Genomic DNA, 26,044 nt, shown 5'->3' on the forward strand with positions numbered 1-26,044 from the left:
CCTTGAAGTGCCCCAGGACGGTGATTTCGTCGTTTTTTGGATGGTCTCGGTCACTCGCGGCCGGCGAAATGCGGGCGTGATCAAAAAATATTTCGCGACGTGGGAGGTCGAAATCAGTGAAAAAACCACATTGAAGGGCATTTTTCCATCTTTACGACAGATTTGACGGAGCCAACCTTTTGCAAATTCCACAAATCCCTTACCTTTGCAGTCCTTATTTTTAGAGAAAGCATATGGCAAATCATAAGTCAGCAGAAAAAAGAATCCGCGCCAACGAAATCAAGCGTGTAAGAAACCGCTATCAGCATAAGACTACCCGTACTTTCATCAAGAAATTGAGAACCTCCACGGTGAAAACAGAAGCTGTGGCGCTTTTGAAAGAAGTTTCTTCGATGATTGATAAATTGGCAAAGAAAAACGTGATTCATTGGAAGAAAGCTGCCAATCAGAAGTCGAAACTGACCAAATTCGTTAACAAGCTCGCGTAATTTAAAGGAGTCAATCCTTTGTTATACAATATTTTGTAAGCCCTGTCGGACGGGGCTTATTTTTTTGTGTTTTTTTTGACCTTCATCCGAGGGGAGAATGTATCTTGGTCTTCCGGTTAGCTGATATGAAGACAAGAGAGCAAAAGATCACCATCAAAGATTGGGCACCCGAAGACCAGCCCCGCGAGAAACTCCTGAAGAAAGGAAGACCCGCCCTGAGCGACGCAGAATTGATCGCCATTCTGCTGTGCACCGGCACCGCTACACTAAATGCCATGGATGTGGCCAAGGAGTTACTCAAAAGCGTCAATAATAACCTTCACGATTTTGGCGGGCTGACGGTAAAAGACTTTACCAAGATCGCCGGCATCGGCGAAGCCAAGGCCCTCACCCTGATGGCCGCCCTGGAGCTCGGACGCCGGCGCGTCGATTTTGTTCCCGATAAAAAGCCTGCCATCACAAGTTCCCAGGCAGCCTATGACTTGCTGCAGGGCGAACTTTCTGATGCTGGCCATGAACAATTTTGGGTCATCCTTTTGAACCGGGCCAACCGGGTCATAAAAAAATGCATGGTGAGCCAAGGCGGCGTGTCGGGCACCGTGGCCGACCCGAAGATCATCTTCAAAGCAGCGCTCGACGCGCTGGCTTGCAGCGTGATCCTGGCACACAACCATCCGTCGGGAAACCGCGAGCCCAGCATGGCAGACCGCGACCTAACTCAAAGATTAAAAGCGGCCGGTAAACTGCTCGACATACAAGTTCTGGATCATATTATCGTGGCGGGCCGGAAATATTTTAGCTTTGCAGATGAAGGACTGATGTGAGGAGACCCCACTTGTCCGGAGCCGCAGGATGAAATTGAAACACTACATTTTTATCGGCGCCCTGCTGATCATCATACCATTCTTGATCGCCCAGGTGGCCAAGGAAAAGGCCGCTTTGCAGGAGCCTGCCCCGAAAGCGGCTGTCCAGCCCAAGCCGGTCAATCCCGTCCTGGCCGAAGTGCTTCGGGACTATGAGGAGCAACTTAAGGTGCTGGCCGAAGCTTCGGGCACCCCCGGCGCTGCCATTGCTGTGGTGCAAGACTCTACGATCGTTTTTTTGAAAGGCATGGGACGCCGCAGCGCCGATGCACCACAACCCGTGGATGTGAACACGTTGTTTCGCATCGCTTCCGTGTCCAAATGTTTTGCCTCATTCCTCACCGGCATTTTGGTGCAAGACAGTGTGCTGCACTGGAACGACCGCATTGTGGATCGCCTGCCGCATTTTGCTTTGAACTCGCCGGAGGAAACCCAGAAGCTCACCATCCGCCACGTGTTGTCACACACCACGGGGCTGCCCTATCACACCTACACCAACATGGTCGAAGAAGGCAAGCCATTGGATTCGATGTTGTCGTGGCTCAAACGAATTCCCTTATCGTCGCCGGTAGGAGAAACCTACAGCTATCAGAACGTAGCGTATAGCCTGATCGGGAGGGTGATCGAATCGGCCACCGGAAAGAGTTATGAAGACGAAATGCGCCAGCGGGTGTTTGGTCCCTTGCATATGCTGACGGCGTCTATCGATTATGCCGGCATACAGCAAAGCACCAACCTGGCCAAGCCCCATAAGCGTCGTGGCAACCAATGGGTGCCCGCCGCGATCACGTCCACCTACTATAACGTGGCCCCTGCCGGCGGAGTGAACGCCAGCATCAGCGACATGGCGCAGTGGATGATCGCGTTGTTGGGCAACCGCCCCGATGTGATCTCCCGGGAAACCCTGAAACAGTTGTACTCTCCGGAAGTAAAGGCCCGTTCGAAGAACCGTAACTATGGCCGGATGCACCGGCTCAGCGATTCGTTCTATGGCTTAGGATGGCGGGTGATCTACTATCCCGACGATACCTTGTTATACCATGGCGGTTACGTGAACGGCTACCGCAGCGAAGTGGCGGTGAACCCCAAAGACCACCTGGCCGTGTGCATCCTGGCCAACGCTCCGGGCGACCTGGCCGATAATGGCATTCCCTTATTTTTTAACTTGCTGCAACCCAAACGCGATTCGGTTCGCGCCTGGGAGGAGAAAGAACGAAAACTCCGTCAGCAAATCCTGGTTCCATGAAAACAAAAAACATCCTGTTGCTCATTGTCGTTGCCGTGGTGTTGGCAAGCGTGTTGTACTCGTTCATGGGAAGCCATGACCAATCGGCTTATGTGGATGAAATAAAAAAAGAGCGGGAAGAAAAAGAACGCTTCATGCGCACGTCGCCCGAATCGCCGTTTGTCATGGACGCAAAGACCTTCGAGGGGTTGAAATATTTCCCGGTAGATCCAAAATACAAGATCACGGCCGACATCACCCCCATTCAAAGTAAAAAGATGGTGGTGCTCACCACCAGCGACGCCAACGAGCAGCGCTATATCGAATATGCCTACGCCGATTTCGACCTGGAGGGTTTTCATAACCGGCTGCTGATCCTGGAGGTGACCGACATGGGCCCCTTTCGTGGAAAGCTTTTCCTGGCGTTTGGGGATGAGACCAGCGCCTCCGAGACCTATGGCGCCGGGCGCTACCTGGACGTGAACAAAACGCCGGGGAGCAATACCATTACCCTTGATTTTAATAAGGCTTACAATCCGTATTGCGCGTATATCGAAAAATATTCATGTCCCTTTCCTCCGGCGGAGAACTTGTTGAAGGTTGCTTTGCGGGCGGGGGAAAAGACCTACCATTGAAGGTTATTTTGAACTCGCCTTTGCTGACGCTTCGGGGGACCCTCCTTCGCTAAAGCTACGGCGGGCCCTCCTTCGCTGAAGCTACGGCGGGTAAACAAGCAATGTTGTTGCGAAGGGGTTGTGTTGTTTGTGGATTGGTTCTTTTCGGTTCAGTTCTTTTACGGAAACTGTTTTTACTTCCTTTCAAAGGGCTTATTTTTACACCCTTTACAGTATAGCAAATGACCATTTCTTACAATTGGCTGAAGGAGTATATCGACATCCCTGAGACCGCCGATGCCATTGGCAAGGTGCTGACCAACACGGGGCTGGAGGTGGAGAGTGTGGAGGTGCATGAAACCGTGAAGGGTGGATTGCAGGGACTCGTCATTGGCCAGGTGCTCACCTGCGCCAAACATCCCAATGCCGACAAACTTTCGGTGACCACGGTGGACGTTGGCGGCGGCAGGATCTTGCCCATTGTTTGTGGTGCACCCAACGTGGCTGCTGGCCAAAAAGTGGTAGTGGCCCTTCCCGGAACGACCGTGCACCCTACGAAGGGGGAGCCGTTCACGATCAAGCTGGCGAAAATTCGCGGCGAGCAGTCGGAGGGGATGATCTGCGCGGAGGACGAGATTGGGTTGGGCGAAAGCCATGCGGGGATCATTGTGCTGCACACGGATGTTCCCAACGGAACGCCCGCGGCTTCTTTCTACAACATTTCTTCAGACTATATCATCGAGATCGGGCTAACCCCTAATCGCGCCGATGCCGCGTCGCACATTGGTGTGGCCCGCGATATCAAAGCGTCGCTGGATCGCGAGATCCGTTGGCCGTCGGTGGAGAGCTTTGTTGCAGACGATTCAAGTCTTATTATTCCTATTGAGGTACAGAATACTGCGGCGTGTCCACGCTATTCGGGCGTGACGCTTTCCGGTGTGACGGTAAAGGAATCGCCGGAGTGGTTGAAGAACCGCTTGCTGGCAATCGGGCTCACGCCCATCAACAACGTGGTGGATATCACCAACTTTGTTTGCCACGAACTGGGGCAACCGCTGCATGCCTTTGATGCCGACCAGATCGCGGGGGGCAAAGTGATCGTGAAGACGCTGCCCGCGGGCACCAAATTCGTGACGCTCGACAACAAAGAGCGTACGCTGCTGGACACCGACCTGATGATCTGCAATGGCAAGGAAGAGGGGATGTGCATCGCGGGTGTGTTTGGTGGTGCAAAGTCGGGCATCACGGAACAGTCGAAAAATATTTTCCTGGAGAGTGCCTGTTTCTCACCGGTATACGTTCGCAAAACTTCACAACATCATCAGTTAAAGACCGATGCATCATTCCGTTTTGAGCGAGGCACCGATCCGAACATCACGGTGTATGCGTTGAAACGTGCGGCGTTGTTGATCAAGGAACTTGCCGGTGGAAAAATCTCGTCGCCGGTGGCCGATGTTTATCCGGCGCCCATTCCGAACCGGAGCATTGAAGTAAAAGACAAAAATGTTAATCGGTTGATCGGTAAGGTCATTCCACGAAACGAAGTTCACGGCATTCTTTCCAGGCTCGATATTCGTGTGATGGATGTAAAGGACGATCGGTATACGGTTTCAGTTCCTCCGTATCGTGTGGACGTAACGCAGGAAGCGGATGTGGTGGAGGAGATCCTGCGCATCTACGGCTTCAACAATATCGAATTGTCGGACATTGCGCGCACCGACTTCCTGGCCGAATTTCCCGTAAAGGATATCGACAAGTATAAGCGGAATCTTGGCGAGTTGCTGACCGGCAATGGCTTCAATGAGATTTGGACCAATTCGCTGACCAACTATGCCTATCAGCAAAAGCACAACCTGAAGTTCAAGGGTGAGGCCATTGAGATCTTGAACAAACTGAGCGAAGAGCAAGGCATCTTGCGGCAAACGCTTTTGTTTACAGGGTTGGAAGTTTGTGCCTATAACATCAATCGCCGGCAGAAAGACCTGAAGGTGTATGAGTTCGGTAAGATCTACTATAAAGAAGGCGGTGCCTACAAGGAGGAGGAGCGCCTGGCTTTGTATATGACGGGCAACGTGGAGACGGAGAACTGGCGGCATAAGACGCAGGCGGTAACGTATTATGACCTGGCGCAACACGTACAGCATGTGGCGCTAAAATCGGGACTGACCAACCTAAAGCAGGAATCCATTACTGATCCGGTACTGGAATATGGTGTGAAGTTGTTGCGTGGAAATGTGGAAATCGGCAAGGTTGGAAAAGTAAAAGCCGCGTTGCTGAAAGATTTTGGCATGAAGCAGGATTTATTTTATGCGGAGCTTTATACGTCCTTGCTTTTCCAATCGGCAAACCCTAAGTTAGTAATTCAGGAAGTGACGAAATTTCCCGAAGTAAGAAGAGACTTGTCGTTGGTGATCGACAAGCAGGTTAGCTTCGATGAGATACGCAACCTGGTCATGGCTACCGAGAAGCGGTTGATTAAAAACATTATTGCGTTCGATGTGTATGAAGGAGAGAACATCCCGCAAGGAAAGAAAGCGTATGCCCTGGGCTTCACCCTGCTGAACGAGCAGAAGACCCTGACGGACGAGGAGATAGACCAGACCATGGCGGCATTGATGACGGCCTTCGAGGAGCGACTGGGGGCCGTAATCCGGAAATAAGGCAACCCTTGGCTTGGGTTGGAACGTACTGACTATAGGATGGCAGCGGGATAGGATAGGAGACCCCGGGTGCAGAACGGAATGAAGGGTAGACGGATTCTCGGATATTATCGGGGCTGCAACAGATAAATTGGTTTTAACGGCCGACGCACAGGCGGAGGCAAAAAAAATTCGCATGGATCAGGAACTCTTAAAAACCAACCTCAACGGGTTGGAGCGCAAAATCTTGGTGCTCGTCAACGAACACAAGAACCTAAAGGAAGAGCTGAAAAGCCTGAAAAAAGAGAACCAGGATCTGAAGGGAGCCATTCGCGCCCGCGATGAGCAACTCGCAGGCTTTCATAATCAAGCGAAAATCACTAAAATTGTGGATAGTTTAAACCCGGAAGACGGAAGTGTTTCGGAGTTGAAGAAGAAAGTGGACGAATACATTCGAGAGATCGACAAGTGTATCGCCCATTTAAGCAGATAAAAGGAACCCTGTAAGCATATTTCATGGACGACCTCTCAATAAAAATCAAGATAGCAGACCGCGAATACCCAATGAAGGTGAAGCTAACGGATGAAGAGCGCGTTCGACTGGCCAGCAAGATCATCAATGAAAAATTAAAGACTTACCGGGAGCAATTTGGGATAGATGATAAACAAGATCTGTTGGCCATGGTGGCCTTCGACTGCCTGGTAGACAAGATGGCGGCCGAGGAAACCTACCAGGTGATCGACCAAACGGTGTTTGAGAAAGTTAGCCAAATCAACCACCTCGTCTCCCAATCCATTCTCTGATCCTTCCCACTCCATCTCCTTCCTGAGCCAAGGCGGCAATCCGGGGTTAGTGTATATATAACCCATATCTATCTTTTATGCCAACGACCGTCATAGTTATCGTGGTCAGCGCGATCGCAACGATCCTGCTGAGTCTGTTGATCGGGTCTCTCCTCTATAAACGTAAACTTCAAAAGAACGAGGAAAACGCCGACGCCAAAGCCAAGCTCATCATCAAGGAAGCCGAAATTGCTGCAGAAAACCTGAAAAAGGACCGCATCCTGGAAGCCAAAGAAAAGCTTCTGAAAATGAAGACCGAATTCGAGGAGGAAGCCAACAAGAAGAAGAGTCTCATCATCAGCAACGAGCAAAAGATCAAACAACGCGAGGCCACCCTCAGCAAAGAGATCGAGAACCTCAAACGCAAAGAAGGCGAATTGGACGACATTCGCCTCGACCTGTCGGCCCAACTGGAGCACACCAAAAAACGAAAGGAAGAGCTCGACAAGTTCAACCAGCAAAAGATCCAGGTGCTGGAAAACATCAGCAAGCTCACCGCCGACGAAGCCCGTGAGCAACTGATCGCCAGCCTGAAAGACGAAGCCCAGACCCGCGCCTCCAGCTATGTGAAAGACATCATGGAACAAGCCAAGCTGTCGGCCACCAAGGAAGCCAAGAAGATCGTGATCGAGACCATTCAGCGCACCGCCACCGAGCATGCCATCGAGAACTGTGTGTCGATCTTTAACATCGAAAGCGACGACATCAAAGGAAAGGTGATCGGCCGCGAAGGACGCAACATCCGCGCCCTGGAAGCCGCCACGGGTGTGGAAATTATCGTGGACGACACCCCCGAAGCCATCATCATTTCGGGCTTCGATCCCGTGCGTCGCGAGATCGCCCGGTTGTCGTTGCACCGGTTGGTTCAGGATGGACGCATACACCCGGCGCGCATCGAAGAGATCGTAGCCAAGACCACCAAGAATATTGAAGACGAGATCGTGGAAATCGGCGAACGCACCGTGATCGACCTGGGCATTCACGGGTTGCATCCCGAGTTGGTGAAGATGGTGGGTCGCATGCGCTTCCGCTCATCGTATGGGCAAAATTTGCTGCAGCACTCACGCGAAGTGGCCAACCTTTGCGCCATCATGGCGAGCGAACTGGGATTGAACGTGAAACAAGCTAAGCGTGCCGGTCTGTTGCACGATATCGGCAAGGTGTGGCCCGAAGAGTTGGAGAAACCTCACGCCATTGTGGGTATGGAATTGGCACAGAAATACAAAGAGCACCCCGCCATTTGCAACGCCATCGGCGCCCACCACGACGAAATTGAAATGACCAACATCATCTCGCCCATCGTGCAATCGTGCGACGCCATCAGTGGCGCCCGCCCCGGTGCCCGCCGCGAGGTGATGGAGCAATACATCAAACGCCTGAAAGAACTGGAACAACTGGGTCTCAGCTTCGACGGTGTCGACAAGTGCTATGCGATTCAAGCCGGCCGTGAGCTCCGCGTGATTGTAGACGCCGAGAAAGCCACCGACGAACGGGCAGGTCAACTGAGCTTCGACATCTCGCAAAAGATCGAGCGCGACATGCAATATCCCGGTCAGGTGAAAGTCACGGTGATCCGCGAAATGCGCAGCGTAGCCTACGCGAAGTAATATTCAAGTGCTGCCTTGCGAAAGGCTTTGAAGAAACGTTCGGTCCCTTGTGGGGCCGGACGTTTTTGTTTTTACGGTAGTGCCTTGCTGTCCCTGCATTTGGGGTCCGGTCGTGCTCATGATTCTTTTCGATTTCGTCTCGACAATCATGGCGTTCGTCGCGACCCTAACGCCCGCTCGTGTATTCAAACGATTGTATAATTTACTTTAACGGTATGGTACTTTTCAGTATTAAAAGTATTTTTAGAAACCTGTTACCTACGCTCTACTGGAAAATGACCCGTCTCCTATGCCTCGCAGGCTTCGGCCTGTCCCTCTTCTGCAGCATACCCTGCACGGCACAGCCCAAGGCTGACACTGCTTTTGTTGCCAAGGCCGACCTACACGCCAAGCATGTTTATTCGCACTATATACAAGGACAAGCACGTCTCTTCAATGGCGTGGAATACACGGAATATGTTTCGCGAAACGACGAGTTTCCCTTCTACCTTTCCGACGATTGGATCATGGGCGACGTGCTCTACGACGGCGAGTTGTATGAGAATGTTCCCCTGGAATACGACATCCGCGTCGACCAGGTGGTCACCGAACACCTGCTCAATGGTGCAAAGATCCAGTTGGTCACCAACAAGGTAGACCACTTCGCGATTTCCGGTCACACGTTTGTGTTGCTCTATGGCACAAAGACCAACGGTATCACCACCGGATTCTATGACCGGCTGTATGACGGCGCCACCAAGGTATATGTGAAGCGTGAAAAGAACCTGCAGGAATCCATCGAGTCGCAGGTGATTGTGGCCCGCTTCGAAGAGAAGAATCACCTCTATATCGTCAAAGATGGCGTGTTTTACCCGGTGAAGAAAAAAGGATCGGTGCTGGATGTGCTGAAAGACCGGAAATCGGATGTCAAATCTTTTCTCAACAAAAGTAAAATACGCTTCAAGAAAGATCGTGAGAAGGCCGTAGTGCGGGCGGCAGAATTCTATGACGCGCCTAAAAACTGAGCATGAAGACACTTTACACGTTTATTATTTGTGGGATAGCCATGCTGGCCCTGACGCAGACCGCCAACGGTCAACAACGGGGACTCATCAACGTAGAGTTAAGCGGCGCTCCATTCAAGCAGCTCGTTGATGCGATCGAGTCGCAAACGGATTATCATTTCTATTATAATCCCCGGACAACCGACAGCCTGAAGATCACCCTGTCGGCGCAGAATCAAAACGTGAACGCCGTGCTGGGGCATGCGCTGGCCGGCACGCAACTGCATTTCGCCGTAGACCCTCAAGGGAATATTTTTGTGACGGAAGGCCGCGACATCATGACCGACTTGCCCGTAGATTTTTTTGATACGGGTGTTGCACCCTCGCAGCAGACGCTGGCGTCAGGATTTGACTACACCGCCTACGAAAAACGGGAAAAGGAGAAAAAGTTGGTGGAGAGCAAGCTCTACGCGATCGGTCCCAAGAGCAGCAACCTGCAGGGCAACGCCACCATGGCCGGCCACGTGCGCGACGTGACAAATGGCGAGCCGCTCGTAGGCGCCACCGTGTATATAGAGAAACCGTTGATCGGCGTGATCACCGATCAGTTCGGATACTACGCCATCACCCTGCCCAAGGGACGCCACGAACTGAAGATCAAAAGCATCAGCATGAAGAGCACCGTACGCCAGATCATGCTCTATGCCGACGGTAAACTGGAGATCGAACTGGACCCGGACGTTACGCCGCTGAAAGAAGTGGTGGTGGAGTCCGACAAGGACGTTCGGGTGATGGGCATGCAGATGGGGATGGAGAAGCTGGACATCAAGACAATGAAAAATATGCCACTGGCCTTGGGTGAGACCGACATCATGAAGGTGGTGCTGGCCTTGCCGGGCGTGCAGAGCGTGGGCGAGGGCACGGTGGGCCTGAACGTCCGCGGCGGCGCGGCCAACCAAAACCTGATCCTGTTCAACGACGCCGTGGTTTACAACCCGTCGCACCTTTTTGGATTTTTCTCCACCTTCAATCCCGACGTATTGAAAAATGTGGAGCTCTATAAAAGCGGCATCACCGCCGACTATGGCGGACGTTTGTCGTCGGTGTTGGATGTTTCTTCGCGGGAAGGCAACCTGAAAAAATTTCAAGGGTCCGGGGGCATCAGTCCCATCACGGGGCGGCTCACCCTCGAGGGCCCTCTGATCAAAGAAAAGACCTCGTTCCTGATCGGCGCCCGCTCAACCTATTCCGACTGGATCTTGCGCCAACTGCACAACGAACGCTTAAAGAACAGCCAGGCGTCGTTCTATGACGTGAACCTCAACGTGAGCCACAAGATCAACGACCGGAACAATCTTTACCTGTCGGGCTACATGAGCCACGACAAGTTCAAGCTCAACACCGACACGTCCTATGCCTATAGCGATCGCAATGCGTCGATCAAGTGGAAGCATATTTTCAATAACAAGCTTTATGCGGTGGCCACGGGAGGGATCAGCAAATACAGCTATACCATGAGCAGCGATCTGAATCCGGTGGAAGCATTCGATATGAATTTTTCCATCCAGCAGATCAACGGCAAAGTGGACTTCAGCTATTTTCTCAACGCCAAGCACACCATCAATGCCGGTGTGAGCGTGGTCCGCTATTCGCTGCAGCCGGGCCACATTGCGCCCAAAGGCGAGCAGTCGACACAGAAAACAATGGCCCTGCAACACGAACAAGGTCAGGAAAACGCGATTTATATTGGCGACAATTTCGAAGTGTCGCCCAAGCTCTCCATCTATGGAGGGGTTCGCTATTCGTTCTATGAATACCTGGGGCCGCGCAATGTGTACCAATACGCCAACGGCATTCCGCGTTCGGAGAGTTCCATCACCGACAGCCTATACTACGGCAGTGGTAAATCCATCGCGTCCTACGGCGGTGCGGAGCCACGGTTCTCGATCCGCTACAGCGTGTCGCAAAATGCGTCGGTGAAATTCAGCTATAACCGGATGCGCCAATACATCCAGATGCTGTCCAACACCACGGCCATGACGCCGACCGATATCTGGAAATTAAGCGACGCGTATATCAAACCGCAAGTGGGCGATCAGGTGTCGTTGGGTTTCTACAAGAATACCCGGAAACATTCGCTGGAGATCTCGCTGGAAGCTTACTACAAGACCACGCAGAATGCACTCGACTTTAAAGGTGGCGCCGTGTTGTTGCTGAACAAGCACATCGAAACGGACGTCGTCGATTCGCGGGGCAAGGCCTACGGCGTGGAGTTTATGCTGAAACGCGCGGCGGGTAAGTTGAATGGCTGGTTGAGCTATACGTATTCGCGCTCGTTCCTGCAAACGGTGAGCCCGTATGCGTCGGAGGTCGTCAACAAGGGTGATTATTATCCGAGCAATTATGACAAGCCGCATGCCGTGAATTTTGTGGGGAACTATAAATTCAGCCGTCGCTTCAATTTCTCACTCAACATGACCTACAGCACGGGGCGGCCCATCACGTTGCCGCTGGCCAAATATGAATTGGGCGGCAACTACCGGCTTTATTACTCCGACCGAAATCAATACCGGATCCCCGACTATTTCCGCACCGACATCTCCATCAACATCGAAGGCAACCACAAGATCAAGAAGCTGGCCCACAGCTCGTGGACGTTTGCTGTGTATAACCTGACGGGTCGCGCCAATGCCTACTCGGTGTTCTTCCGTTCGGAGAATGGCCAGGTAAAGGGCTACAAGCTTTCCGTGTTCGCCCAACCGATACCGACGGTGACGTATAACTTCAAATTCTAAGATGCAGGCCGGCAAACCATATGGACTCTTCTACTACACCTGCATGACCATGATCATGTCGGGATGTCTGGAGCCCTATGCGCCGCCCGACGCCGACACCGGCGTCGACATTTTGGTCGTGGAAGGATTTCTCGACCATGGACGTTCCGCGGCATCGGTGCGTCTGACCCGTGCCATCGCGCTTGCCGCCACGGAAACGCCCAGCCCGGAAGAGAATGCCAAAGTGACTATCGAAGAAAGCGATGGCCCCACGATCACCCTGACAGCCGACACGATCGCCGGCTCCTACAGGGCAAGCGACCTTACCATCGACCCCGACAAACAATATCGCCTGCACATCACCACGCAACAAGGCAGCGAATATGTGTCGGACTATGAAAATGTTTACCCTACGCCCGACATCGACAGCGTTACCTGGCATGGCACGGCGGCGGGTACCACGGTATACGCCAGCACACACGACGCCACGGGAAACGGCAGGTACTACTTGTGGGATTATGTTGAGACCTATGAGTACCGGTCGACCTATGCGCCCGGCTATCAAATCCAAAGAGGTGAAGTCGTACCGTTACGCGAGGAGGACTATGTGAATCGCTGCTGGGCCACAAAGCCGGCGACGTCTATTCTTTTGCATTCGACAAAAAATCTGGGCGTCGATGCCATGCTCGACTACCCCCTTGTGTTCATGCCGGTGCGTTCCATCAAACTGTCGATCCGCTATAGCATTCTGGTAAAGCTGAAGGTGGTGTCGGAGAAGCACTACGCATTTTGGCAACAGCTGAAAAACACCACGGAAAATATAGGCGGTCTTTTCGACCCCATGCCCTCGCAGGTGGTGGGCAACGTACATAATATACGCGATGCCCGGGAGCCTGTGTTGGGATATTTTGGGGCAGGAGAGTTGCGCGAGAAACGCATCTTCATAAAACACGATGAATTGCCCGAGGAGTTGCAGCGGGTCACCCCCAAGCCGCAAGGCTGCGAGATCGACACCGTGTTGCTCGGGTTGATCAAAGCGCTCCCCGACAAGACGTACCTGATCTACCCGGTGGGCGCGAACGGACCGGGAACGGCGGGAGGCTACACCACGGCGATGCCCATCTGTATGGATTGTCGCGTGCAGGGCGGTGTGACGAAGCGACCGGATTTCTGGAATTGAACGCCGTATGAAATGATGGAAGGAAGAATGATACAAGAAGAAACCATGATGCTAGAGAAATTTTTGCCGCGGACTATTGAACAGATCGATTTGAACTTTGCCGTATGACGTTTACAAAAAAACATATCTCTGTTTACGCACTGGCGGCCTTTCTGTTTTCCAGTTGTCTCGACCCTTATTCACCGCCGGCCACGACCGGCGATGTCGACCTGCTGGTGGTGGATGGTTATCTGAGCGTGACGTCATCCTCTGTCGCCGTGCGGCTCTCGCATGCCGTGGCGCTGGACGACAGCGGTGTTCCTCCCGCTGAGCAAAATGCCAATGTCAGGCTTGAGGAAAGCGACGGCGGCGCGGTGATCTTATCCGGTGGCACGGATGGTAACTATACGGCCACAGGATTGACCATCGATGCATCCAAAAAATATCGCGTCCACATCCAGACCCTTGGCGGGAAAGAATATTACTCCGACTATGTCGACGTGCTCAAAACACCCGACATCGATAGCGTGACCTGGCGGCCGAGCGACAAGGATCTTACGCTGTATGTGAACACGCACGACGACACCGGGAACTCAAAATACTATCTCTGGAACTATGTCGAGACCTTCGAATACTCCGCACCCTATCCGGCGGGTTACGAAGTAATAAATGGAGAGCCTACGTATTTGCCAGTGGATGAACGGGTGGACATCTGCTATAAAACGAATCTGTCGACCAACATCCTGGTCACGTCTTCGGAACGTCTTTCTGTCGATCTCATCCGCGATTTTCCCTTGGTGGTGATTCCCGCCGGCACCAGCAAGATCTCCAGACGCTACAGCCTGCTGGTGACCCAACGCACGATCTCCAAAGAGGCCTATACCTTTTGGACGCAACTGCAAAAAACAACGGAAAGCCTGGGAGGATTGTTCGACCCCATGCCTTCGGAAGTGGTGGGCAACGTTCACAGCGCTACCAGCGCCACCGAACCCGTGTTGGGCTTCTTCAGTGCTGGTGAAGAAAAGCAACAACGGATCTTCATCAACAACCGCGATCTGCCCGACAACATCCGGAGGATGCCGCTTCCCTTTTGTCCATTGGATTCTATTGAGATGCCCATTGTCAGATCGCTTCCAGACCACACCTTTCTCGTATATCCTTATGGCGTTCCGGTCACCCTGGGCTATGTTTCGACGACAATTGATTGTATGGATTGTCGGGTCAAGGGGGGCGTAACACACAAGCCCGATTTTTGGTAATAAGAAATGCAGCAACTTTCATGAACGTAAAAAAGATCATCTCGCTTTTCCATACACGCCTCTCGCTCGGGGTGATGATGACGTTGCTGGTAACCGCGACATCCGCGCAGCAAGCGGGGCTCGACTCACTCCAACGGAAATTCGACCGCTATCGCATCAATCACCTGCAGGAAAAATTGTATGCCCACCTCGATCAATCGCTCTACCTGACCGGCGAAACCATGTGGTTCAAACTTTACCTCGTCGACGGCGCGCGACACCGGCCTTCAGATATCAGCAAAGTGGCCTACCTCGAAGTGATCGACAAAGACAAGCAAGCCGTGGTGCAGACCAAGGTAGCTTTGCAAGACGGTGTGGGGAATGGCTCCGTGTTTCTGCCGGCGTCGATCACATCGGGAAACTATGTGGTGCGCGTGTACACGAATTGGATGAAAAACTTTGCGCCCGAATTTTATTTCCACACCCCCATCACCATTGTCAACACCTTCCGGAAACTCGATCTGGATAAACCCACCGCCGCCGCACCCGACATTCAGTTTTTCCCGGAAGGCGGCAACCTGGTCAACGGTGTTCCAGGCAAAGTGGCATTCCGTGTCACGGATAAAACCGGTAAAGGATTGGTGTGCAAAGGCGCGTTGCTGAATCAGCAGAACGACACCGTCGCCCGTTTTGAGCCTCATAAATTTGGCATAGGAAATTTTTCCTTCACACCCCTTCCAGGAACGGAATACCGGGCCGTGATCACCGATGATCAGGGGAGGAAGAACACCGTCAAGCTTTCTGCTGCATTGGATGCCGGCTATGCGCTGCAGGTGAAAGACAGCACTAACGATCTGTTGTCGATAAAAATAATCCAGAAAGGCGTCGTATCGTCCGCGCCGGTGGTGTATTTGTTTGTACACGCCCGCAACGTCGTGTCCACGGCTTCACTTTATTTTCTACAACATGGGCAGGTCACCATTGCCATCCCAAAGAAGAGCCTGCAGCCCGGCATTTCGCACATCACGCTCATCGATAGCGATCTTCATCCACAATGCGAACGTTTATATTTTACGCAACCGGATAAAAAACTAACGCTGGGCGCAGAAATAAGCCAAGCCCAATTTGGCATCCGGCGCAAAGTCTCCGTCGACCTCACCGCGCAAAATGCACAACATCAACCCGTGACATCGAACCTCTCCGTGGCCGTCTATAAAACGGACTCGCTGCAGGGGCCACTTCAACAAGATATTTATTCCTTCCTCTGGCTCTCTTCCGATCTGAAAGGAGCCATTGAATCGGCGGAATACTACATGGACGGCTCCGACGCGCTCGCCACCGACAATTTAATGCTCACCCACGGCTGGCGGCGATTCAACTGGAGCGACGTGTTGGGTACAGCGCCGGCACTCACCTTTGTTCCGGAGTATCGCGGGCACCTCATCACCGGCCATGTCTTTGATCCGATCGGCGGCAGCGCACGCGGCATCACGACCTTCTTGTCGTCGCCCAGCCGGAAAATTCAGCTCTACACATCGGTGAGCAACAACAAGGGTGAGGTGTATTATGAAGTGAGGGATTTTATCGGTCCCAAAAAAGTGATCGTTCAAACCAATACCGAAAAAGATAGCATGAGCGTCGGCCGCATCACGATCGACAATCCTTTCTCAGATAAATTTGCACCACTCAAATTTGCACCGTTCACCTTTTCTTCCGCGCTGGAAAAACGATTGCTTTCGCGCAACATGAGCATGCAGGTGCAGGACATTTTCTACCAGGATCGCGCGCCCCTTGCCAATGCCGTGAGGGATAGCTCCAATTTTTATGGAAAGCCCGATGCTTCCTACCTCCTTGACGACTACACCCGCTTCACCGTTATGGAAGAAGTGATGCGGGAATACGTGCCCGGCGTGTTGGTGCGCAAGCGCCGGGATGGGTTTCATTTTATGAATCTCAACGACGCCCACAAGAGCGTCTTCAACGACGACCCGCTGGTGTTGCTGGACGGCGTGCCCGTATTCGATATCGACAAGATCATGGAGTTCGATCCCTTGAAAGTGAAAAAGCTGGACGTATTCACGCACCGCTATTACCTGGGCAACGTCTCCATGACCGGGCTCGTGAGCTACACCACCTACACGGGCGACCTGGCCGGCTTTGCACTGGATCCACGCAGTGTGGTGGTCAACTACGAGGGACTGCAGCTTCAACGCGAATTTTATTCACCTCCTTATGACACACCAAAACAACGCGAGAGCCGCTGGCCCGACCAACGCAACGTGTTGTTCTGGGCGCCGCAGGTGGTGACCCGGGAGGGCAAACAACATCTTGAATTTTACACCTCCGATGTGGCCGGTGATTATAACATCGTGATCCGTGGCATGACTGCGGATGGGCTTTCGGGGTCGGCTGTGTATGCTTTCCAGGTGAAGCAATTTGATCATTGATGTAGGGGTGAGTGTTCTTTTGTAGATGATCTTTATAAAAAGATATAACGTAATCGGCTTGTTGCCCGCGCTTGTTTTTTTCGGGTGCCTGGATCCGTATTCACCCCCGGATGTGAAGGGCGATGTCGACATCCTGGTGGTCGATGGTTTCCTGAGCTCCACGTCTTCTTCCATTGCCGTACGCCTTTCACACGCCATCGCCCTCGACAGCGCAGGCACTCCGCCACCCGAGCTAGATGCTACGGTAATCCTGGAGGAGCAAAACGGAGCTTCGGTCACGTTGAACGGCACCCCTGATGGCAACTATGCCAGGGCGGGATTGAGCGTGGACATTGGAAAACAATACCGCCTTCATATCAAGACATCTGGCGGAAAGGAATATTTTTCAGACTTTGTAAATGTGATTAAAACGCCTGAGATCGACAGTGTGGCCTGGCGGGCTGGTAACCAGAACCTGACCATCTATGTCAACACACACGATGCCTCTGGAGAAGCCAGATACTTCTACTGGGATTATGTCGAAACATACGAACATCACGCGCAGTTTCCGGCAGGGTATATCATGATGGCCCATGAACCGAGACCGTTAGCCCTATCCGAACGCCTGGACCAATGTTGGACGACACAACCTTCCACCAATATTTTTATAGCGTCTTCCGAAAATCTTTCCATCAATGCCATCCGCAATTTTCCGTTGATCGTGATCCCCGCAGGTACGCCACAACTTTCCATCCGGTACAGCATCCTGGTGCGGCAGCGTGCAATTTCCAAAGAAGCATATGTCTTTTGGACGCAACTTCAAAAAACAACGGAGAGCCTGGGTGGGCTCTTCGACCCCATGCCGTCGCAGGTAGAGGGCAATGTTCATAGTACGACCGATGCCCACGAACCCATTCTCGGTTTCTTTAGCGCAGGCGAAGAGCGACAAGAGAGGATCTTCATCCGTCACGATGAGTTGCCCGTTGATATCCGCATTTATCCCCATTATTTTTGTCCATCGGATTCGATTAAACTCGGAGCCGTTAAAGCCTTACCGGACTATACGCTCCTGGTATATCCTTATGGAATGGGTTTACCGGAAGGATACATATCCACGAGCGCCATTTGCATGGACTGCCGCGAAGTGGGCGGCGTAACTCAAAAGCCTGATTTTTGGTAACGACCAGGCCTGTTCCCGCACGATTCTGCGGCCTCTTGTCTAAAACATTTGTCCCAGGAGAAAATCTTTTCATTCCAGGTCTTTGCGGGAAAATCATACCTTAGCAGTAGCCTGAAGTATCAAAAAACATCAACCCCGTGCTGCGTCATCGAATCGCTGTAAAGATTGCCTTCTTTGTTAATGGGTTTATCCTGGCCAACTGGGTGTCGCGGCTGCCACGCATCCAGGAACTCTACGGGGCCGACAATGGCGACATCGGCTTGGTGTTGTTCTCATTGTCTATCGGGGCCGTTGTGGCCATGCCGTTTGCGGGGTGGGTGATCATTAAAAATGGAAGTCGCAGCATCTCGTTGCTCACGGCGATCCTCTATTCGGCCATCGTGCCGCTGGTCCCCCTCATGCCTAACTTTCCTGCGCTGTTGGCGCTCTATTTTTGCATGGGCGTTGTCACCGGAATGTTCGACGTAGCCATGAATGCGCAGGCCGTGATGGTAGAGCGGGAATACCAACGTCCCATCATGACCTCCTTTCACGCCTGGTTTAGCCTGGGCATGATGCTGGGCGGAGGATCGGCCGCATTGTTCTCGATGGCGAGGGTTAACCTGGAATCACATTTCCTGATCGTGACAGGAATTTCCCTGGCGGCTGTAGCGTGGGCCAGCAGGAATTTAATACACGATCGACCAGATCCCGGAGCACATGCCGAAGGGCCTTTGTTTCGGCTACCCAATGGATCACTGATCAGCATCGGCGTCATCGCTTTTTGTTGTATGATGGGAGAGGGGGCCATGTCAGAATGGACCGCAAACTTTATGGAGCACATCGCTCTTGCCCCCAAGGAGCTGGGACCCATCGCAATTTCGGCATTTGCCACAGCGATGACGTTAGGACGATTTTTTGGTGATCGTGCACGGGCGGAATTTGGCGATCGAAAAATGATCATTCTCGGTGGTTCGCTGGCCTTCACCGGGCTTTCACTGACCCTCCTGATCCCGCTGCCCTATGTTTCGCTTGCCGGATTTTTTCTTGTGGGCCTGGGCCTCTCCACCATCGTGCCCATCACCTACAGCATCGCCGGCAATACGCGAGAGCTTCCTTCAAGCGTGGCGTTGGCCATGGTCACCACCGTGGGATACTCCGGATTTCTCATTGGCCCACCCGTGATCGGCTTCATCGCCGACGCGCAAACCCTGCGCGTAGCGCTGGGCGTGGTGGCCGCCCTTTTTATCGTGATGACCGTGTTGGGAATTCGATACAAACCAAAATAAACACATGGACATAAAACTGGAAGAATCAGGCACACGGGGATATTTTTATATAGAGGAAAATGGCAAGCGCCTGGCCGAAATGATCTTCACCAAGGCAGGCGACACCCGCATCATCATCAATCACACAGAAGTCTCGGATGCGTTGCGCGGAAAAAATGCAGGCAAGCAACTGGTCGCAGCGGCTGTCGATCATGCCCGTAAAAATAACCTGAAGATATTTCCGCTCTGCCCCTTTGCCAAGTCGGTGTTCGATCGCGTGGCCGAGTACCAGGATGTGCTCGATAAATGATCAGCGTTTCAACGTGACAGCTTTTGTGCGGTAAACGTTGCCGGCTTCACCGGGCATGAGTTCGCCGAGACGGTCGTAGATGTCCACCACGGTGCTGTCGTATTGAAGGGCCTCCTGGTAGAGGGGTATAGCCTTCTGCGTGTTGCCCTTTGAGTCGTAGATATAAGCCATGATATAACACAGAATATGACTGCGCGAACTTTCGTTGGCATACACGCTTTCATAGAGCGGCAACGCTGCGTCAAATTTCTGTTGGCTATAATAGCAATCCGCCAGCGCCTGCCGGGCATCCTCGTAGTCCGGATAGTCCGCCGCGAGTTGCTTTAGGATGGCGATGGCCTCGTCATATTTTTTTTGATCGGCGAACACCTCGGCCTTACCATAGGAAGCTTCTTTCAACCCCGGGTCGATGGCCAGCGCCTGGTCGAACAGGATGATGGCCGAGTCGGGCTGGCTTTGTAAGAAGAGCGTCCTTCCGTAACCAAGATACGCTTCCGCATATTTTGGATTCACTTGCCAGGCCCGCCGGTAGTTCATGCGGGCGGAATCGTATTGTTGGTTGTAATAATGATTATCGGCCGTTTGAAAATAGCCATAAGCCTCCAGGGAGCCGTCGTCCGAAAACAAGGAAGACAGGGTGACCACCAGGATAATGGTGAATACAAAAACAACAAAGATGATCACTACCGCCGCGCTTCGGCGCCGGGGATTGGGTGGTGGGTAATTGGTCTGTTGCCCTTTTAGCAATCGCCCGAACAACACGGAAAGGAATGTCGCGGGCGTATAGTCCCTTTGTTTCTGAAAGACAGGACCCTGGCGTCGCGGCGTTGACGCAGGCCGGCTGTTGAACGCCAGAAGAAAGCATATCGCAGCAAAGCCCAACAAAATGGCCACCACGGAACGGTCGACCGACCACAACAGCGCCATGAAAAAAAGCCCCGTACATCCCAGCAGGAAATACAGGCGGGCCTTGGTGGGTTGAGGACCGGGAGAGGTGCCGTCGTTCATACCTTCAAGGTACGCAGAATTTTTACTCCATGTGACGGATCACTTCGCGCTCGTCGATGCGGATGTCGTCTTCGCCCAATTCGTCGAAGGGGTGTTCGAGGTGGTCCTGGATGTTGTCGAGGCTCACCAGGATGAAGCTGTACAACACGGGCATGACATATTCCAGCGACGCCGAAAAGTCCTTGAATGTGCTGGCAAAATAGGGACCGTAGATGATCGGGAAGACATAGATGAACACCTTGCTGTAGGCCCGCAACGTGATGGGCGTGCGGTAGACGTGAATGATCTTCAGGTTGTCGAAGGCGATGATCATCTTGCTCACGTATTGACTCAGCCGCGAAAACTCGCCGCTGGGAATGCCATAGTGTTTATAGGAGGTGGTGAGGGCCGAAAGGCGCGAGAAATACTGAAAGATCTTTTGCTCGTTCTCTTCCCATTCGCGCCGGTGCAACGACGTGAACATGGTGCGCATGAGGCGGATCATCTCCGTGACGATCTCGCGGGTTTGTTCGGGCAGGTCGTTGTCCTTGTCGGTGGTCCAGTCGCGCGAGGCATAGTAGAGGGCGATGGCATGGCCTTTGAAATCGGAGAAGCGTTGGAGCGCCAATTCCCTGCGATTATACGCCGACCCAATCGAGAACACCACCGGGAACACGATAGCCACTCCCACCAGCATGTCGGGGAATTTGGCGATGAGCCCATAATGAAAACACACAGAGGTGGAAATGACCGATAGGGTCGTAATGATCAGCGTCTTGTAGTTGATGATCAGGAAAAAGCTCTTCAATACTTTCGTCATAGGGCCGTGGCTCGGGGGAACAAATAAAATACATTTCAAAATAAAAATCGTCCATAAATGCCAAAAGCCCTAAACAGGGCTTCCAGCGGGGCTCCAATCGAGAAAAGTTTCTTATTCGTCCAGCATTTCCACCTCCACGCGAACATTCTTCTTGGCGTTCACGCTGTTCTTGTCATAGATAGGACGCTTCCCGCCCCAGGCCTTTATTTCCATGCGCGTCGCGTCGATGCCTTTGCTGACCAGGTAGTCTTTGATGACTTCGGCACGTTTGTACGAAAGATCTTTGGCCGACCCCATGCCTTCATGAGCGCCTTCCAGTGAGAAGAATTTCTTGTCGGGACCCACCGTCAGGATCTTGCCATGGTAGTTGCCATTGGAGTGGCCGTGAAGACGGATCTTGTATTTTGGATTTTCTTGCATGAGTTGCAGCAAACTGTTGAGCTCATAGTTAGACTCAGGCAGCATAAGCGCTGCATCGTTGTAGAAGTAGACGTTATACAAGGTGGCGATGTCGCCCTTGTGATAGCGCACCAGGTCGAAGTCGACCACCAGCGTGGTACCCATCAGCTCGATGTAGTTTTTCACCGTATCGGCTAGTGGCAGCGGGTAGTTGATCTCTTGTTGAATTTTCCGGTAACCGAACGCCTCGCAAACCAGTGTGAGTTGTCCCGATTTGCTTTTCGGATCGGGCAACACCAGGTATTCATTTCCTTTCACGCTGGTGATGAGCCGTGAACGGTCCGTATCGATTACCTGCACCTCGCCATTCACGATGCGGTTGTTGCGCGCATTGTAAAGACTGAGGAAAACTTCGGTGTTGCCCAGAGTCATGACCTTGTGTTGCACAATCTCGGGATTGTCGGTGATCTCTGGTTCGGTGGTCTCCACGGCAGGAGCGGGTTGCGTTTCCTGGGGTGCGGTGGCCACGGCCGTTGTCTTGGGAGGCGCAGGCATTTCAGGAGCCGGTGCGTTGGGCACAGCGGCGTTGTGTGGTGTGATATCGCCGGGCACTACACGTACCCAGGCATCTTTGAACTCGGGCGTATTGCGTGCCGTCGTCATGTACTGCAACGACTCTCTCAGGCTCTCAAAATATTTCAGATAGACAAAGAAAAACCCACGGCCCGAATTGAATCCGTAGTGCGCCTCCTTACCCTTCATTTTCAGGACCTCCACGTAGTTCTGCGCCACGTTCTCACGCGACGGTGCATAGGCGTTGATCACGACATAATAGCCGGGAGCAAGCTCTTTAGAATCCTGGGAAAACAACGGGAGGGATAGGCAAAAAAGCCCGAAAACGAGGGCACTTCTAGTTAGGTTCTTCATGTAAGGACTACCGTATATTTGGGCGAATATTTTCTAAAAATATCTAATTTTTTAGTCTAATCAAGCTATTCGCCACATTTATTGGTTTACCTGGGTGTATGATTTCTGAACTTTTCTTTCAAAAAACCGATCCCATAGCCCCACAGCTGGAGCAGGGCGGCAGGCACCGACAAGAAGGCTACGGTGAGATCTTTACCCTGTCGTAGTGAGTCGATGAAGATGGCTAGCAAATAAACCACGAAAAAGCCAACGGCGATACCGAAAAGTGCGAGGCTAATGAACGGGAGAACAAGCAATGCCCCCGAGCCTAGCAGGAAAAGCGCAGGAAACCAATGCGCGGGCTTCACGGCCCCTGGATGTACCCGGCCGATCTGGATGCGACCTTTGCCAAAGTTGGACACCTGGTGATAGAACTGGCGGAAGGTGGTGCGCCGTTTATGATAGACAAACGCCTCCGGGATGAGCCCCACCTTGAAACCCATCGTGCGCATGCGAATGCTGAACTCGATGTCTTCTGCAAAACGATCCAGCTTGAATCCCCCGGTCTGTGTGAACACGTTCCGCGAGATGCCCATGTTGAAACTTCTCGGCTGAAACCTTGTCGCCTGTTGCTTCCCGCCGCGGATCCCTCCAGTGGTAAGTACCGAAGCCATCGTATAGCCCATCGCGCGCTGCACCGGCGTAAAATTCTCATGCGCCCGGTCAGGACCACCCCAGGCATCCCACCCGTTTTCCTGCAGGGAACGCTCAACCGAAGCCAGATAGCCCGGCGGAATGATGCAATCGGAATCGAAGACAATAAAATACTCACCCCGCGCCTGCGCGTAGCCAAAATTGCGGCTCGGTCCAGGCCCCGAGTTGGGCTTAAAGAAATAATGAATGGAAAATTTGTCGCGATAAAGATCGACGACGCTATCACAGCGCAACGTCGAACCGTCCTCCACCACAATCACCTCAAAGTCCTTCACCGTCTGCAACACGAGACTGGCCAACAACTCGTCCACTTCCTGTGGACGATTATAAACGGGAATGATGATCGAGTAGCGTGGCGCTGCCATGCGGCAAAATAAGCAGAACTATCCGAAGAAGCACAGACATGCCAAGGTGAAGCCCTTTGCCTGCTTGCTTGCTTGCTTGCTTGCCCGCCGTAGCTTCAGTAAAGGAGGGCCTTTCTTTGCTCGCCGTAGCCTTAGCGAAGGTGAGGCGGTTAAAAATGATTTCTCGGGGAAACGCCCGACTTACTCCTGTAACTTCAACCGTTGCTCCGTTTCAGGCAACCCCACCTTATCGATAACAAGGTAGTCGCGCTTGGACAGTGACTGCATAGCAAACATCTCCGCCAGGAAGCCCGTCACAAAAAGCTGTACGCCGATGACCAACGCCACCAGCGCCAGATAGAAAATGGGCTGTGCCGTGATGTCGCGTTTCACAGGAATTCGGGAGATGAAGATGGCATCCATCTTATCATAAAAAAGCTTACACGTAAACAGAAAGCCCACCAGGAACGACAGCGTTCCCCAGGTGCCAAAGAAGTGCATCGGCTTCTGCCGGAAGCGGCTCACAAACGTGATGGAGATCAGATCGAGGAACCCGTTGATGAAACGCTCCAAGCCGAATTTGGTCACACCAAATTTGCGCTCGCGGTGTTCCACCACCTTCTCGGTAATTTTGGTGAAGCCCGCCCACTTGGCGATCACAGGAATGTAGCGATGCATTTCGCCATACACGGTGATGTTCTTTACCACGCGCGATTGATAGGCCTTGAGTCCGCAGTTGAAGTCATGCAACGGTATGCCCGAAAGCTTCCGCGTCACATAGTTGAAAAATTTGGAGGGCACCGTCTTGGAGATCGGGTCGTGGCGTTTTTTCTTCCAGCCCGACACGAGGTGAAAGCCATCGTCGGTAACCATCTTGTACAAGGCTGGGATCTCGTCCGGGCTGTCCTGCAGGTCGGAGTCCATGGTGATGACCACTTTTCCCTGCGCGGCGCGGAAGCCCGTTTGCAGTGCGGCCGATTTGCCAAAGTTCCGGTTGAAGCGGATGCCCTTGATGTTGGGGTTGGCTTCGTGGATGGCCGCGATCTGCTGCCAGGTGTTGTCCGTGCTGCCGTCGTCGATGAAGATCACCTCATAGGAAAAGCCGTGTGCTTCCATCACACGGCTTATCCACTGACACAGTTCCGGTATCGATTCTTCTTCGTCCTTGGCGGGAACAACAACTGAGATGTCAAGATTCATTTCGTGAATTAAATAGCGGGTTCAGGCCGCGGTTTCTGTGTGAAAATTGAAAGGATCAGGCCGATCACGAGCAGCATGATAATGGTGAACACGAGCCCAAAGAAAAACAAGGCCGTAGGCGAGGTCATGGTGTTCACTATTTTCATGGCCATGTCGATCTGGGCTTCGGGCGTGCCCTTTGCCTCCATATCGGCCATGGCTTTGTCGCGAATACGATTAACAAACTCCGGGTCAACAAAATTGATGTAAATCGTGCTGAATACCGAAGCAATGGCGGCACAAATGAGACCAATCCAGAAGGCAATGCCGACGCCCTGGCCATACGTTATGAAGCCGTCACCATTGTCTTTAAAATATTTATGGGCCATGATAACAATGACAATACCGATGAGCCAGTTCACCACTTGCGCAAATTTGGCTTGATCAAAACCAGCGACATTGAGGAAGACAAAATAGACAATGCTTATCACGGCGCAAATCACGCCGTATCGAATGCCTACTGATCGCGTCGTGGTGGGGGATGTGGTTTCTGTAGTTTGAGTCATATAGATTGGTTTTTAGGTTGTCGTCTCAATATTACCGATACGATAATGTTAACAAAAAAGCCGATGATCAATCCCTGCGTAAAATACGTCACCGTCAATTGCCACATGTTAGTCGTGGGCAACCCCTTTAAATTACGTTCATATATGTCTTTCCCGATGCGTTCAATGTCTTCTTTTGGAAATGCTTTCAAATACGCCGTCATCTCCGCGATGTAGCCCGTCACAAATGCCTTCTCCCAGCTGCCAAAAGCAAACAGCAGCGCCGAGGTGATGGTGGTCATCAGCAGCACCACGATGGTGCCGCCTAACGTGGCCTGCCAGAAATACAACACCCCTTGTTGGTCGTAGTCCCTGAATTCCTTCAATGAAAAGTAAACAAACACGCCGAACAATAAAATCCTGAAATCGAGAAAAGGGGAGACCAGCAGCGGATGCCGGCCGAGGTAAAACATGACTACGTGCATGATAAACGCCAGCATACCGGCCACTGCGCCCCACCGCGCGGAAATGCGGAGTAATTTCGATGTCATCTG

The 26,044-nt window shown here is 52.5% G+C and carries 23 protein-coding genes; 16 read left to right on the plus strand and 7 right to left on the minus strand.

Features of this window, described 5'->3' with window-relative positions; all coding sequences use genetic code 11:
• The first annotated feature begins 233 nt into the window (after positions 1 to 233).
• The 16 genes from rpsT (at position 234) to BUB30_RS31010 (ending at position 19,596) form a co-directional block, all read left to right on the plus strand.
• Positions 234 to 488, plus strand: a complete 255-nt coding sequence (gene rpsT / locus BUB30_RS30935; RefSeq protein ID WP_073142301.1) for a 30S ribosomal protein S20 — start codon at positions 234 to 236, stop codon at positions 486 to 488.
• A gap of 125 nt (positions 489 to 613) precedes the next feature.
• Positions 614 to 1,312: a RadC family protein gene (radC, locus tag BUB30_RS30940; RefSeq protein WP_073142303.1), complete on the plus strand. Its 699-nt coding sequence runs from the start codon at positions 614 to 616 to the stop codon at positions 1,310 to 1,312.
• A gap of 28 nt (positions 1,313 to 1,340) precedes the next feature.
• Positions 1,341 to 2,597 (plus strand): serine hydrolase domain-containing protein, encoded by a 1,257-nt coding sequence (locus BUB30_RS30945; RefSeq protein ID WP_073142305.1) that lies wholly within the window; start codon positions 1,341 to 1,343, stop codon positions 2,595 to 2,597.
• A complete protein-coding gene (locus BUB30_RS30950) occupies positions 2,594 to 3,211 on the plus strand; it encodes a DUF1684 domain-containing protein (RefSeq protein ID WP_073142307.1) in 618 nt (205 codons plus the stop codon). Before BUB30_RS30945 ends, BUB30_RS30950 begins: the two co-directional genes overlap by 4 nt.
• A gap of 221 nt (positions 3,212 to 3,432) precedes the next feature.
• A complete protein-coding gene (gene pheT / locus BUB30_RS30955; protein ID WP_073142309.1) occupies positions 3,433 to 5,850 on the plus strand; it encodes a phenylalanine--tRNA ligase subunit beta in 2,418 nt (805 codons plus the stop codon).
• Positions 5,851 to 6,025: 175 nt separating this feature from the next.
• Positions 6,026 to 6,322, plus strand: a complete 297-nt coding sequence (locus BUB30_RS30960; protein WP_073142505.1) for a hypothetical protein — start codon at positions 6,026 to 6,028, stop codon at positions 6,320 to 6,322.
• A gap of 23 nt (positions 6,323 to 6,345) precedes the next feature.
• Positions 6,346 to 6,633, plus strand: coding sequence for a cell division protein ZapA (locus BUB30_RS30965; protein ID WP_073142311.1), 288 nt, complete (start codon positions 6,346 to 6,348; stop codon positions 6,631 to 6,633).
• A 77-nt stretch (positions 6,634 to 6,710) separates the two neighbouring features.
• Positions 6,711 to 8,279, plus strand: coding sequence for a ribonuclease Y (gene rny, locus BUB30_RS30970; protein ID WP_073142313.1), 1,569 nt, complete (start codon positions 6,711 to 6,713; stop codon positions 8,277 to 8,279).
• A 275-nt stretch (positions 8,280 to 8,554) separates the two neighbouring features.
• A complete protein-coding gene (locus BUB30_RS30975; protein ID WP_073142315.1) occupies positions 8,555 to 9,283 on the plus strand; it encodes a hypothetical protein in 729 nt (242 codons plus the stop codon).
• A 2-nt stretch (positions 9,284 to 9,285) separates the two neighbouring features.
• Positions 9,286 to 12,057: a TonB-dependent receptor gene (locus BUB30_RS30980; protein WP_073142317.1), complete on the plus strand. Its 2,772-nt coding sequence runs from the start codon at positions 9,286 to 9,288 to the stop codon at positions 12,055 to 12,057.
• 1 nt (position 12,058) lies between these two features.
• Positions 12,059 to 13,216, plus strand: coding sequence for a DUF4249 domain-containing protein (locus BUB30_RS30985; RefSeq protein WP_073142319.1), 1,158 nt, complete (start codon positions 12,059 to 12,061; stop codon positions 13,214 to 13,216).
• A 104-nt stretch (positions 13,217 to 13,320) separates the two neighbouring features.
• Entirely contained in the window at positions 13,321 to 14,454 is a 1,134-nt protein-coding gene (locus tag BUB30_RS30990; RefSeq protein ID WP_073142320.1) for a DUF4249 domain-containing protein, read from the plus strand.
• A gap of 20 nt (positions 14,455 to 14,474) precedes the next feature.
• Positions 14,475 to 16,880: a hypothetical protein gene (locus BUB30_RS30995; protein WP_073142322.1), complete on the plus strand. Its 2,406-nt coding sequence runs from the start codon at positions 14,475 to 14,477 to the stop codon at positions 16,878 to 16,880.
• Between the two features lie 58 nt (positions 16,881 to 16,938).
• Complete coding sequence (locus BUB30_RS31000) at positions 16,939 to 18,039, plus strand: DUF4249 domain-containing protein (RefSeq protein ID WP_178377238.1); 1,101 nt, start codon at positions 16,939 to 16,941, stop codon at positions 18,037 to 18,039.
• 137 nt (positions 18,040 to 18,176) lie between these two features.
• Entirely contained in the window at positions 18,177 to 19,307 is a 1,131-nt protein-coding gene (locus BUB30_RS31005; protein ID WP_178377239.1) for an MFS transporter, read from the plus strand.
• Between the two features lie 4 nt (positions 19,308 to 19,311).
• Positions 19,312 to 19,596 (plus strand): GNAT family N-acetyltransferase, encoded by a 285-nt coding sequence (locus tag BUB30_RS31010; RefSeq protein ID WP_073142328.1) that lies wholly within the window; start codon positions 19,312 to 19,314, stop codon positions 19,594 to 19,596.
• Here the strand turns inward: BUB30_RS31010 and BUB30_RS31015 are convergent, their stop codons facing one another.
• The 7 genes from BUB30_RS31015 to BUB30_RS31045 all read right to left on the minus strand — a co-directional run bounded on the left by BUB30_RS31015 (position 19,597) and on the right by BUB30_RS31045 (position 26,041).
• Entirely contained in the window at positions 19,597 to 20,604 is a 1,008-nt protein-coding gene (locus tag BUB30_RS31015) for a tetratricopeptide repeat protein (protein ID WP_073142330.1), read from the minus strand.
• 22 nt (positions 20,605 to 20,626) lie between these two features.
• Positions 20,627 to 21,403: a hypothetical protein gene (locus BUB30_RS31020; protein WP_073142332.1), complete on the minus strand. Its 777-nt coding sequence runs from the start codon at positions 21,401 to 21,403 to the stop codon at positions 20,627 to 20,629.
• A 111-nt stretch (positions 21,404 to 21,514) separates the two neighbouring features.
• Positions 21,515 to 22,729, minus strand: a complete 1,215-nt coding sequence (locus BUB30_RS31025; protein ID WP_084138488.1) for an OmpA family protein — start codon at positions 22,727 to 22,729, stop codon at positions 21,515 to 21,517.
• 86 nt (positions 22,730 to 22,815) lie between these two features.
• On the minus strand, positions 22,816 to 23,787 hold the full coding sequence (locus tag BUB30_RS31030) for a glycosyltransferase family 2 protein (protein WP_073142335.1): 972 nt from the start codon (positions 23,785 to 23,787) through the stop codon (positions 22,816 to 22,818).
• A 180-nt stretch (positions 23,788 to 23,967) separates the two neighbouring features.
• On the minus strand, positions 23,968 to 24,966 hold the full coding sequence (locus BUB30_RS31035; protein WP_073142337.1) for a glycosyltransferase family 2 protein: 999 nt from the start codon (positions 24,964 to 24,966) through the stop codon (positions 23,968 to 23,970).
• Between the two features lie 8 nt (positions 24,967 to 24,974).
• Complete coding sequence (locus BUB30_RS31040) at positions 24,975 to 25,511, minus strand: DUF4199 domain-containing protein (RefSeq protein ID WP_073142339.1); 537 nt, start codon at positions 25,509 to 25,511, stop codon at positions 24,975 to 24,977.
• Positions 25,508 to 26,041 (minus strand): DUF4199 domain-containing protein, encoded by a 534-nt coding sequence (locus BUB30_RS31045; RefSeq protein ID WP_084138489.1) that lies wholly within the window; start codon positions 26,039 to 26,041, stop codon positions 25,508 to 25,510. Before BUB30_RS31045 ends, BUB30_RS31040 begins: the two co-directional genes overlap by 4 nt.
• Positions 26,042 to 26,044: the final 3 nt, after the last annotated feature.

Source organism: Chryseolinea serpens (genome assembly GCF_900129725.1).
Taxonomy (GTDB): Bacteria; Bacteroidota; Bacteroidia; order Cytophagales; family Cyclobacteriaceae; genus Chryseolinea; species Chryseolinea serpens.

Bases quoted from the DNA above. Each gene is read 5' to 3' on its own strand.
- BUB30_RS31010 (WP_073142328.1), top strand. From the start codon at position 19,312: ATGGACATAAAACTGGAAGAATCAGGCACACGGGGATATTTTTATATA.
- rpsT (WP_073142301.1), top strand. From the start codon at position 234: ATGGCAAATCATAAGTCAGCAGAAAAAAGAATCCGCGCCAACGAAATC.
- pheT (WP_073142309.1), top strand. From the start codon at position 3,433: ATGACCATTTCTTACAATTGGCTGAAGGAGTATATCGACATCCCTGAG.
- BUB30_RS30985 (WP_073142319.1), top strand. From the start codon at position 12,059: ATGCAGGCCGGCAAACCATATGGACTCTTCTACTACACCTGCATGACC.
- BUB30_RS31045 (WP_084138489.1), bottom strand. From the start codon at position 26,041: ATGACATCGAAATTACTCCGCATTTCCGCGCGGTGGGGCGCAGTGGCC.
- BUB30_RS31040 (WP_073142339.1), bottom strand. From the start codon at position 25,511: ATGACTCAAACTACAGAAACCACATCCCCCACCACGACGCGATCAGTA.
- BUB30_RS31020 (WP_073142332.1), bottom strand. From the start codon at position 21,403: ATGACGAAAGTATTGAAGAGCTTTTTCCTGATCATCAACTACAAGACG.
- BUB30_RS31030 (WP_073142335.1), bottom strand. From the start codon at position 23,787: ATGGCAGCGCCACGCTACTCGATCATCATTCCCGTTTATAATCGTCCA.
- BUB30_RS30975 (WP_073142315.1), top strand. From the start codon at position 8,555: ATGACCCGTCTCCTATGCCTCGCAGGCTTCGGCCTGTCCCTCTTCTGC.
- BUB30_RS30965 (WP_073142311.1), top strand. From the start codon at position 6,346: ATGGACGACCTCTCAATAAAAATCAAGATAGCAGACCGCGAATACCCA.
- BUB30_RS30950 (WP_073142307.1), top strand. From the start codon at position 2,594: ATGAAAACAAAAAACATCCTGTTGCTCATTGTCGTTGCCGTGGTGTTG.
- BUB30_RS31015 (WP_073142330.1), bottom strand. From the start codon at position 20,604: ATGAACGACGGCACCTCTCCCGGTCCTCAACCCACCAAGGCCCGCCTG.
- rny (WP_073142313.1), top strand. From the start codon at position 6,711: ATGCCAACGACCGTCATAGTTATCGTGGTCAGCGCGATCGCAACGATC.
- BUB30_RS31025 (WP_084138488.1), bottom strand. From the start codon at position 22,729: ATGAAGAACCTAACTAGAAGTGCCCTCGTTTTCGGGCTTTTTTGCCTA.
- BUB30_RS30995 (WP_073142322.1), top strand. From the start codon at position 14,475: ATGAACGTAAAAAAGATCATCTCGCTTTTCCATACACGCCTCTCGCTC.
- BUB30_RS30980 (WP_073142317.1), top strand. From the start codon at position 9,286: ATGAAGACACTTTACACGTTTATTATTTGTGGGATAGCCATGCTGGCC.
- BUB30_RS30960 (WP_073142505.1), top strand. From the start codon at position 6,026: ATGGATCAGGAACTCTTAAAAACCAACCTCAACGGGTTGGAGCGCAAA.
- BUB30_RS30990 (WP_073142320.1), top strand. From the start codon at position 13,321: ATGACGTTTACAAAAAAACATATCTCTGTTTACGCACTGGCGGCCTTT.
- radC (WP_073142303.1), top strand. From the start codon at position 614: ATGAAGACAAGAGAGCAAAAGATCACCATCAAAGATTGGGCACCCGAA.
- BUB30_RS30945 (WP_073142305.1), top strand. From the start codon at position 1,341: ATGAAATTGAAACACTACATTTTTATCGGCGCCCTGCTGATCATCATA.
- BUB30_RS31035 (WP_073142337.1), bottom strand. From the start codon at position 24,966: ATGAATCTTGACATCTCAGTTGTTGTTCCCGCCAAGGACGAAGAAGAA.